The organism is Streptomyces sp., assembly GCF_035644915.1.
Classification (GTDB): domain Bacteria; phylum Actinomycetota; class Actinomycetes; order Streptomycetales; family Streptomycetaceae; genus Streptomyces.
On record NZ_DASQNP010000014.1, the window covers coordinates 24179 to 34110 of the forward strand.

A 9932-nucleotide genomic window follows, 5' to 3' on the forward strand; every position below is an offset into this window, starting at 1 on the left:
GTCACGAAGAGGGCAAATCTGTGTCATACAACCGATACGAGACGGTATCGTATCGAAACTGACCTAAACTGGCCGCGTGACCGCGACGAGCACCACGCCCGTACCCCTGCCGCTCCCCGAAGCCGTCCACCGCCGGCGCTGGGCGATCCTGGCCGTGCTGATGCTCAGCCTGCTGATCGTCGTGCTGGACAACTCGATCCTCAACGTCGCGATGAAGACCATCGCGACCCCGGCGCCCACCGGCCTCGGCGCCACCCAGGGCCAGTTGGAGTGGGCGATCAACGCCTACACGCTCGTCTTCGCGGGCCTGCTGTTCACCTCGGGCCTGCTGGGCGACCGGTTCGGCCGCAGAAGGGTGCTGCTGTTCGGCCTGGTCGTGTTCGGCGTCGGCTCGGTGCTGGCCGGGCTGTCCGACTCGCCCGGCCAGCTCATCGCCTACCGCGCCCTGATGGGCGTCGGCGGCGCCTTCGTGATGCCCGCCACCCTCGCCATCCTGATGAACGTCTTCGACCGCGACGAGCAGCCCAGGGCCATCGGCCTCTGGTCGGGCGGCGTCGGCCTGGCCATCGCCATCGGCCCGATCACCGGCGGTGTGCTCCTGGAGCACTTCTGGTGGGGTTCGGTCTTCCTGGTCAACGTCCCCATCGTGATCGTCGCCCTGACCGCGATGGTGCTGCTGGTCCCCGAGTCGAAGGACCCCGCGCCGGGCCGCATGGACCCCCTGGGCGTCCTGCTGACGGTCGTCGGCCTGGTGCTGCTGGTGTACGGCATCATCGAGGGCGGCCGGCTCGCCGACTTCACCGCCCCCGAGGTGCTGCTCCCGGTGGGCGGCGGCCTCGCCGTCCTGGTCGCCTTCGTGTTCCACGAGAGGCGCAGCGACCACCCGGCCCTGGACGTCCGGTACTTCCGCAAGCCCGCCTTCTCGGCCGCCGTCGCCGCCATCGCGCTGGTCTTCTTCGCGCTGATGGGCGTGACGTTCTTCATGGTCTTCTACACCCAGAGCGTGCGCGGCTACACCCCGCTCCAGACCGGTCTGCTGATGCTCCCGCTCGCCGCCTCGCAACTGTTCTTCTCGCCCCGGGCCCGGCTGGTGGTGGAGCGCTTCGGCATCCGCGCGACGTGCACGGGCGGCATGCTGGTGATCGCCGCCACCATGACGTCGTTCCTGCTGCTCGACGCCGACACCCCCATCTGGATCCTGGCGGTGCTCTTCTTCCTCCAGGCCGCCGGGATGTCGCACATCATGACGCCCGCCACCGTCGCGGTCATGCAGTCGCTGCCGCCCAGGAAGGCGGGCTCCGGTTCGGCGGTCAACAACATCTTCCGGCAGGTCGGCGGCGCGCTGGGCGTCGCGGTGCTCGGCTCGCTGCTCTCCACGGCCTACCGCGGGCGGATCGACGGCGAACTGTCCGCCGTGCCCGGACTGTCGGAGGGCGTGCGCCACACGGCGGGCGAGTCCATCGAGGCCACCCTGGCGCTGGCGGAGCGGCTGGGTCCGGCGGGCCGCGCCCTGACCGAGCGGGCCGACGAGGCGTTCGTCCACGCCATGCACATCACGGTCGCCTGCTCGGCCGTCATCGCCCTGATCGGCGCGCTCGTCGTCGCCCTCTTCCTGCCCGGCAGGCAGCAGGCCCGGACGGACTCCGGCGACTCCGAGGACTCCGAGAACTCCGGCGGCTCCGGCGAAGCGGACGGGGACGGGACGGACGGCACCGCCGCACCGGCCCCCACCCGGAACCACCAGGAGGCGGACCGGTGACCGGGGCCGGGACCGCGGACCCCGCGCCCCCGCGCGGCGGGACGGGCGCGGCGCGGAGGGCGTCCGCCGTCCGCGGCAGGCCGCGCAGCGCCGCCGCCGACCGGGCGATCATCGAGGCCGTCCTGCGCCTGGTGGAGCGGGGGACCGGCGTCGACGCGCTGTCCATGGAGGGCATCGCCCGCGAGGCGGGCGTCGGCAAGGCGACCGTCTACCGCCGCTGGCCCGGCAAGGACGCCCTGCTGCTCGACGTCATGCGCACCCTGGACGAGCCCCGGACCGAGGTGCGCGGCGAGTCCGTGCGCGACGACCTGGTGGAGATCCTGGAGCGGCTGCGGCGCAGGGGCCTGGCCAAGCGGAACTCCGCCCTCCTGCGCACCATGATGAGCCACTTCCACAGCCACCCCTGGCTGTGGCAGGAGTACCACGACACCGTGATCCGCGCGCGCCGCGAGCTGCTGCACTCGGTGCTGCGGCGCGGCATGGCCCGCGGCGAGATCCGCACCGACCTGGACGTGGAGCTCCTCGGCGAGCTGTTCGTCGGGCCGATGCTGACGCGGGCGATGCTGCGCGAGTGGGCGGAGCTGCCCGAAGGGCTGGCGGAGCGGATCGTGGACGCCGTGCTGGAAGGCGCCCGACCGCGCGGCTGACGCGCGGTCGGCACGACCGGCACGGCCGCCCGGCGGCTCCGGCACCGGGGGCCGGAGTGTGCGCATTTCGTTACAGTGGCGGGTGCTGCCGGGAGATCAGGAACCCGCCGCCCGACCGCTTTCGTCCTGGCAGACGTACCGGCGAACGGGTGTGCCCTGCGCGGGCCGGGCACGCCCAGGAAGCAAGACCGGCCACCTCCCGGAGCGCCGGACCGGGGCGGTGGGCCGCGGCGACTGCAAGTGAGGACGGCGGATGGCACGGGCGTACATGACGGAGACGGAGTCGGAGACGGGTCGGGGAGAGCCGGACCGGCGGTCCGGCCCCGATTCCTCCGCCGCCGCCCGGGCCCGGCGCGCGATCGCCCGCGTCGCCCGCCTGGGCGGCGAGGGCAGGTGGCGGCGCGGCTGGATCCTGGCGCTGCTCGCCGCGGTGCTCGCGATGGTGATGGCCCTGCACTCCCGCGTGCCCAACCGGGTCGGCAACCTGGGCAGCCTGCTGGAGACCTTCCTGCCGTGGGCGGGACTGGCCATCCCGGTGCTGCTCCTCCTGGCCCTGCTGCGCCGCTCGGCCACCGCGGTCGTCGCGCTGCTGCTGCCCGTCCTGGTCTGGGCGGACCTGTTCGGCGGCCTGCTCACGGACAGACGGGCCGAGGGCGGCGACCTGAGGGTCCTCACCCACAACGTCAACGCCGACAACCCCGACCCCGCCGGTACGGCACGGCAACTGGCGGAGGCGGGCGCCGAGGTGGTGGCGCTGCAGGAGCTGCCGAAGCAGTCGGTGCCGCAGTACGAGAAGGCGCTGGAGGAGGACTACCCCCACCACACCGTGCAGGGCACGGTCGGACTGTGGAGCAAGTACCCGATCAGCGACGCCAGACCGGTGGACATCGGGATCGGCTGGGTCCGGGCGCTGCGCGCGACCGTGACCACGCCACGGGGTCAGATCGCCGTCTACGGTGCGCACCTGCCGTCGGTGCGCGTGAAGTTCAAGGCGGGGTTCACCGCCCGGCAGCGCGACCTGGCCGCCGACCTGCTGGGCGAGGCCATCGCCCGGGAGCCGATCGGCAGGATCGTGCTGCTCGGCGACCTCAACGGGACGATGAACGACCGGGCGCTGGCGTCCGTCACCTCCCAGATGCGCTCCACCCAGGGCGCGGCGGGCGACGGCTTCGGCTTCAGCTGGCCCGCGTCGTTCCCGCTGGCCCGGATCGACCAGATCATGGTGAAGGGCGTCGAGCCGGTGTCGTCGTGGACGCTGCCGCCGACCGGCAGCGACCACCTGCCGCTCGCGGCGTCGGTGCGGTGGTGACGGCGCGCCGCCGGGGACGGACGGGACGGCAAGGGGCCCGGGGGCGGTGGTGAGGGGACCCGGCGGACCGCCCCGCGGGAGGCCGCCGGCGACAGTTTTCCGCTGCCCGTAGCACGGCCGTCACCTTTTTGTTTTGTTGCGGAACAAAAAGCTGCGACACTTGCCGTGTCCGGAACCCGTGGACGGCCCGCAGGCAGTCCGTACGCGCACGGCGGTTCCGGCTGTTCCTCCCCCGCACCGAAAGGCCTCCCTCATGCCCATGGCCTTGCTCGCCCTCGCGATCGCGGCTTTCGGCATCGGAACCACCGAGTTCGTGATGATGGGTCTGCTGCCCAACGTCGCTGACGACCTGGGTGTCTCCGTGCCCACCGCCGGCCACCTCGTCTCCGCCTACGCCCTCGGCGTCGTCATCGGCGCCCCGCTCCTGGCCGCCGTCGGCGTCCGCGTCCCCCGCCGGCGGATGCTGATCGCGCTGATGGGCCTGTTCACCCTCGGCAACCTCGCCACCGCCCTGGCCCCCGGCTACGCCACCCTGCTCGCCGGACGCGTCCTGGCCGGCCTGCCGCACGGCGCGTTCTTCGGCGTGGGCGCGGTGGTGGCCGCCCGTCTGGTGCCCGAGGGGCGGCGGGCGCGGGCCGTCGCCACGATGTTCCTGGGCCTGACCGTGGCCAACATCGTCGGCGTTCCCGCCGCCACCGCCCTCGGCCAGCAGCTCGGCTGGCGCGCCACGTTCCTGGTCGTCACCGCGATCGGGCTGGTCGCGGTGGCCGCGCTGGCGGCGCTGGTGCCGCACCTGCCGCCGGAGGGGCGGGACGGCGCGGACACCGGCGCATCCGGCGCGCTGCGCCGTGAGGTGCGGGCGCTGGGGAGCCGTCAGGTGCTGCTCGGGCTGCTCACCGCCGTCTTCGGCTTCGCAGGCGTCTTCGCCCTCTACAGCTACCTCGCCTCGATGGTCACCGAGGTCACCGGCCTCGCCGAGTCCTCGGTGACGGTCGTGCTGGCCCTCTTCGGCGTGGGCATGACGCTGGGCGCGCTGGCGGCGGGACCGCTGACCGACCGGGCGCTGCGGCCCACGCTGTACGGGTCGCTGGCCGCGCTGGCCCTCGTCCTGGTCGCCTTCCGGTTCACGGTCCACGTGCCGTGGGCGGCGATGGCGACCGTGGTGCTGATCGGCGCGGTCGGCTTCATGACCACGACACCGCTGCAGATGCTGGTGATGGACAAGGCGCGCCACGCGCCCACGCTCGCCGCGGCCTCCAACCACTCCGCGTTCAACCTGGCCAACGCGGGCGGCGCGTGGGCCGGCGGCGCGGCCATCGCGGCGGGCTGGGGCTGGACCTCCCCGGCGCTGGTGGGCGCGGCACTGGCGGTGGCGGGACTGGCGATCGCGGTGACGGCGGGAGTGCTGGACCGCACTCCGCCGGCCCGCCGGTCGCGGGTGGTCGCCCGCGGGAGCGGCGCGGAGGTCGGTGCGGACGACGGGGCCGGCGTCCGCTGAGGCCGGGCCGCCCCCTCGTACCCGCGGGCGGCCGGCCGCCCGCGGGCCGCGCCCCGGAGGCCGCGGAACGGCGGCGGGCGCGGCAGGACGTGACTCCTGCCGCGCCCGCCGCCGTGGCCGGACCGGTGGGGGGCCGTGGCGAGGCGGCGTCAGCCGGTCTCGCGCCAGCGGTTGGTGATGGGCAACCGCCGGTCCTTGCCGAAGCCCTTCCCCGAGATCTTCGTGCCCGGCGGGTACTGCCGCCGCTTGTACTCGGCGGTGTCCGTCATCCGCAGCACCCGGGTGACGGTCTCCTCGTCGAAGCCCTGCGCGATGATCTCCTCGCGCCCCATGTCCCGGTCGACGTACAGCTCCAGGATGCGGTCCAGCACGTCGTAGTCCGGCAGCGAGTCGGCGTCCACCTGGCCGGGGCGGAGCTCGGCGCTCGGCGGCTTGGTGATGGAGTTCTCCGGGATCGGCGGGGTCTCGCCGCGTTCGGCCGCGGCCTTGTTGCGCCAGCGGGCGAGGCGGAAGACGGTCGTCTTGTAGACGTCCTTGATGGGGCCGTACGCGCCCACCGAGTCGCCGTAGAGCGTGGAGTAACCGCACGCCAGCTCGGACTTGTTGCCCGGCGCGAGCACGATGTGGCCCTCCTGGTTGGAGATGCCCATCAGCAGGGTGCCGCGCAGCCGCGCCTGGAGGTTCTCCTCGGCGAGCCCGGTGAGGTGCAGCGAGTCCATGTACGCGTCGAACATCGGGACGATCGGCACCGTGCGGAAGTTGAGCCCGGTGCGCCGGGCCAGTTCCGCCGCGTCCTCCTTGGAGTGCTCCGAGGAGTAGCGCGAGGGCATGGAGACGCCGTACACGTTCTCCGGGCCGATCGCGTCGCAGGCGATGGCCGCCACCAGCGAGGAGTCGATGCCGCCGGAGAGGCCGATGAGCACCGAGCGGAAGCCGTTCTTCCGCACGTACGCGCGCAGGCCCGTCACCAGCGCGGTGTAGATCTCCTCGTCGTCCTCCATGCGCGGCGCCTCCGCGCCGGTGACCTGGGGCTCGTACGCGGGCAGCGGGTCGGCCGACAGCACGCGGTGGTCGATCCGCAGCCCGTCGGTGACGGTCCCGGACGGCGGCACGGCCGCGGCGGCGGGCAGGTCGAGGTCGAGGACGACGCAGCCCTCCTCGAACTGCGGCGCCCGCGCGATCACCGTGCCGTCGCCGGCCACCACGATCGAGTCGCCGTCGAAGACCAGGTCGTCCTGCGCGCCGACCATCGCCAGGTACGCGGTGGTGCAGCCCGCCTCGCGGGCGCGGCGGCGCACCAGGTCGAGGCGGGTGTCGTCCTTGTTGCGCTCGTAGGGGGAGGCGTTGATGGACAGCAGCAGCCCCGCCCCGGCGGCGCGGGCGGCGGGCACGCGGCCGCCGTCCTGCCACAGGTCCTCGCAGATCGCCAGGGCCACGTCCACCCCGTGCACCCGGATCACGGGCAGCGTCTCGCCGGGGACGAAGTAGCGGAACTCGTCGAAGACCCCGTAGTTGGGGAGGTGGTGCTTGGCGTACGTCAGCGCGACCTCGCCGCGGTGCAGCACGGCCGCCGCGTTCTGCGGGGCGCCGGCGGGCTGCCCGTACCGCGGCTGGGCCTTCTCCGCCCGGTCCAGGTAGCCGACGACCACGGGGAGTTCCCCGAAGCCCTCGTCGGCCAGGCGCTTGGCCAGCGAGACGAGCGCGGCCCGGCTGGCCTCGACGAAGGACGGCCGCAGCGCCAGGTCCTCGACCGGGTAGCCGGTCAGCATCATCTCGGGGAACGCCACCAGGTGCGCCCCCTGTTCGGCCGAGTGCCGCGTCCAGCGGACGACCGCGTCCGCGTTCCCGGCGAGGTCGCCGACGGTGGAGTCGATCTGGTTCAGGGCGAGTCGTAGCTGAGGCACGCGGTCAGTCTAATCGTCTGATTGACGCGATGCCGGGTGCGCCGGAACGCGCGGACCGGCGGCGGTGCGGAGGCCCGCCCCGTCCCGGCCCGAGCGGGAAGGGCGGTGGCGCCCATCGTGCCCGCCGCCGGTGCGGCCAGGACCCCAGCTCCCTCATGGAACGGAGAACGGAGCAGGGCTCCCCCTTCTCCTGTCCTCGCCGGACCCCACCGGTTCCGGGGCGCGGGAGGTCGACAGGGCGGTCGGCGCGGACGAGACTGGGAGCGCTCTCATGGTCGGTGCGGAAGGGAGACCCGTGAGCACGACAGACCGGACCAGACCGTTCGTCCGCCCCTACCGGCCCGCCGACCGGGCGGCGGTGTACGACGTGTGCGTGCGCACCGCCGACGCGGGCGGGGACGCGCGGGGGATCTACCGGGACCCGGACCTGATGCCGGACATCTTCGCCGGCCCCTACCTGCACCTCGCCCCCCACCTGGCCTTCGTCCTGGACGACGGCCGCCGCGCGGTGGGTTACGTGCTCGGGGTGGCCGACACCGCGGCGTTCGCCGAGGCGTTCCGCCGCGAGTGGCTGCCGCGCGTCGCCGACCGGTACCCCCGGGCGGCCGTTCCGGACACCCCGGACGAGCGCATGATCGAACTGCTCCACACCCCCGAGCGGATGGTGCTGCCGGAACTCGCCGACCACCCGGCGCACCTGCACATCGACATCCTCCCCGAGCACCAGCGGGCCGGGCACGGGAGGACGCTGATCCACACGCTGCTGGCCGCCCTGCGGCGGGAGGGCGTCCCGCGCGTCCACCTCGGGATGGTGACGGCGAACACCGCCGCCCGCCGCTTCTACGACCGCCTCGGCTTCCACGAGCTGCCGGTGCCCGACCCCGGCCCGCTCACCTACCTGGGCAGGTCCACGGAGATCGCGGGCACCCCGTGACGGGTGCCGCCGCGCCGGGTCGGCGTAATGTGGCGGTAACCCCTCACCGTGATACTGGTGAGCCAGCCACCCCCTCCCCGGGCGGTGCGGGGAAGGGCCGTCTGACCAGCGAGGATGGGTGACATGGACAAGCAGCAGGAATTCGTCCTCAGGACGCTCGAGGAGCGCGACATCCGGTTCGTCCGGCTGTGGTTCACCGATGTCCTGGGTTTCCTGAAGTCCGTCGCCGTCGCGCCCGCCGAACTCGAGCAGGCCTTCGACGAGGGGATGGGCTTCGACGGCTCCGCGATCGAGGGCTTCGCCCGGGTCTACGAGTCCGACATGATCGCCAAGCCCGACCCCAGCACGTTCCAGATCCTGCCCTGGCGCGCCGAGGCGCCCGGCACCGCGCGGATGTTCTGCGACATCCTGATGCCCGACGGCTCGCCCTCGTACGCCGACCCGCGCTACGTCCTCAAGCGGGCCCTGAACAAGACCTCCGACCTCGGCTTCACCTTCTACACCCACCCCGAGATCGAGTTCTTCCTGCTCAAGGACAAGCCGGTGGACGGCACCCCGCCCACCCCGGCCGACTCCTCCGGCTACTTCGACCACACCCCGCAGCACGTCGGCCAGGACTTCCGCCGCCAGGCGATCACCATGCTGGAGTCGATGGGGATCTCGGTGGAGTTCTCCCACCACGAGGGCGCCCCGGGCCAGCAGGAGATCGACCTGCGGTACGCCGACGCCCTCTCCACGGCCGACAACATCATGACGTTCCGCCTGGTCATGAAGCAGGTCGCGCTGGAGCAGGGGGTGCAGGCCACCTTCATGCCCAAGCCGTTCTCGCAGTACCCCGGCTCCGGCATGCACACCCACCTGTCCCTCTTCGAGGGCGACCGCAACGCCTTCCACGAGTCCGGGGCCGAGTACCAGCTCTCCAAGATCGGCCGCTCCTTCATCGCCGGGCTGCTGAGGCACGCCGGGGAGATCTCCGCCGTCACCAACCAGTGGGTCAACTCCTACAAGCGCATCTGGGGCGGCACCCAGCGCACCGCGGGCGCCGGCGGCGAGGCCCCCTCGTACATCTGCTGGGGGCACAACAACCGCTCCGCGCTGATCCGCGTGCCGATGTACAAGCCGGGCAAGATGGGCTCCACGCGCATCGAGGTGCGCTCGCTGGACTCCGGCGCCAACCCCTACCTGGCCTACGCGGTGCTGCTCGCCGCCGGCCTGAAGGGCATCGAGGAGGGCTACGAACTCCCGCCGGGCGCCGAGGACGACGTGTGGGCGCTGTCGGACGCCGAGCGCCGGGCGATGGGCATCGAGCCGCTGCCGCAGAACCTGGGCGAGGCGATCTCGCTGATGGAGCGGAGCGAACTGGTCGCCGAGACCCTGGGCGAGCACGTCTTCGACTTCTTCCTGCGCAACAAGAAGCAGGAGTGGGAGGAGTACCGCTCGGAGGTCACCGCGTTCGAGCTGCGCAAGAACCTGCCGGTGCTGTAGGCGCCGGCCGGCGCCGCTTCCGGCGTCCTGCCGACACCGGGCTCAGGGCTGCGGAGCACAAGGGTGTGAGGGGGGTGGGTGCGGAGCCATTCGGCCTCCCGGGACCGTGCGGGTCCGGAGAGACCTGTCCGGCCACCCCCCTTGGCCGCCGCGCCCTTCGGTGAGGACGTCGAACCGGCTCGTCCCTGCGCGGGACGCTAACAGCCGCCACCGACAACGACCCCACCCGGCGCACGCGGCCCCAGCCTCCCTCACCCGCGGCCGGAGGCAGGTCACGGCGCGGGTGCGCGGAGGCGGCGGGGTACGCTGCGAACCGGGACCGACGCGGCGAGGAGGGCGACACACGGTGGCGCAGGGCGGTCGGCGGGACAGCCGGTTCGGGCGGTTCGTACGGCA

At 73.1% G+C, this 9932-nt stretch carries 7 protein-coding genes; 6 read left to right on the forward strand and 1 reads right to left on the reverse strand.

The window, feature by feature from the left end:
- Nucleotides 1-160 precede the first annotated feature (160 nt).
- The 4 genes from VE546_RS02200 to VE546_RS02215 all read left to right on the forward strand — a co-directional run bounded on the left by VE546_RS02200 (nt 161) and on the right by VE546_RS02215 (nt 5213).
- Nucleotides 161-1759 (forward strand): MFS transporter, encoded by a 1599-nt coding sequence (locus tag VE546_RS02200; protein WP_324917394.1) that lies wholly within the window; start codon nt 161-163, stop codon nt 1757-1759.
- Nucleotides 1756-2406 (forward strand): TetR/AcrR family transcriptional regulator, encoded by a 651-nt coding sequence (locus VE546_RS02205; RefSeq protein ID WP_324917373.1) that lies wholly within the window; start codon nt 1756-1758, stop codon nt 2404-2406. The genes VE546_RS02200 and VE546_RS02205 overlap by 4 nt, the downstream gene beginning before the upstream one ends.
- A 253-nt stretch (nt 2407-2659) precedes the next feature.
- Nucleotides 2660-3715, forward strand: coding sequence for an endonuclease/exonuclease/phosphatase family protein (locus tag VE546_RS02210; protein ID WP_324917376.1), 1056 nt, complete (start codon nt 2660-2662; stop codon nt 3713-3715).
- Nucleotides 3716-3968: 253 nt separating this feature from the next.
- Nucleotides 3969-5213 carry an MFS transporter gene (locus VE546_RS02215; RefSeq protein ID WP_324917379.1) on the forward strand — a complete coding sequence of 415 codons (1245 nt, stop codon included), beginning with the start codon at nt 3969-3971 and terminating at the stop codon, nt 5211-5213.
- Between the two features lie 149 nt (nt 5214-5362).
- Here VE546_RS02215 and VE546_RS02220 read toward each other — a convergent pair whose 3' ends face one another.
- A complete protein-coding gene (locus VE546_RS02220) occupies nt 5363-7117 on the reverse strand; it encodes an NAD+ synthase (RefSeq protein ID WP_324917382.1) in 1755 nt (584 codons plus the stop codon).
- A gap of 295 nt (nt 7118-7412) precedes the next feature.
- Here VE546_RS02220 and VE546_RS02225 point away from each other — a divergent pair, with 295 nt between their 5' ends.
- Both VE546_RS02225 and VE546_RS02230 read left to right on the forward strand, forming a co-directional pair.
- Nucleotides 7413-8051: a GNAT family N-acetyltransferase gene (locus VE546_RS02225; protein WP_324917385.1), complete on the forward strand. Its 639-nt coding sequence runs from the start codon at nt 7413-7415 to the stop codon at nt 8049-8051.
- A 123-nt stretch (nt 8052-8174) separates the two neighbouring features.
- Nucleotides 8175-9536, forward strand: a complete 1362-nt coding sequence (locus tag VE546_RS02230; protein WP_324917388.1) for a glutamine synthetase family protein — start codon at nt 8175-8177, stop codon at nt 9534-9536.
- Nucleotides 9537-9932 lie beyond the last annotated feature (396 nt).

Bases quoted from the DNA above. Each gene is read 5' to 3' on its own strand.
- VE546_RS02200 (WP_324917394.1), top strand. From the start codon at position 161: ATGCTCAGCCTGCTGATCGTCGTGCTGGACAACTCGATCCTCAACGTC.
- VE546_RS02210 (WP_324917376.1), top strand. From the start codon at position 2,660: ATGGCACGGGCGTACATGACGGAGACGGAGTCGGAGACGGGTCGGGGA.
- VE546_RS02215 (WP_324917379.1), top strand. From the start codon at position 3,969: ATGCCCATGGCCTTGCTCGCCCTCGCGATCGCGGCTTTCGGCATCGGA.
- VE546_RS02230 (WP_324917388.1), top strand. From the start codon at position 8,175: ATGGACAAGCAGCAGGAATTCGTCCTCAGGACGCTCGAGGAGCGCGAC.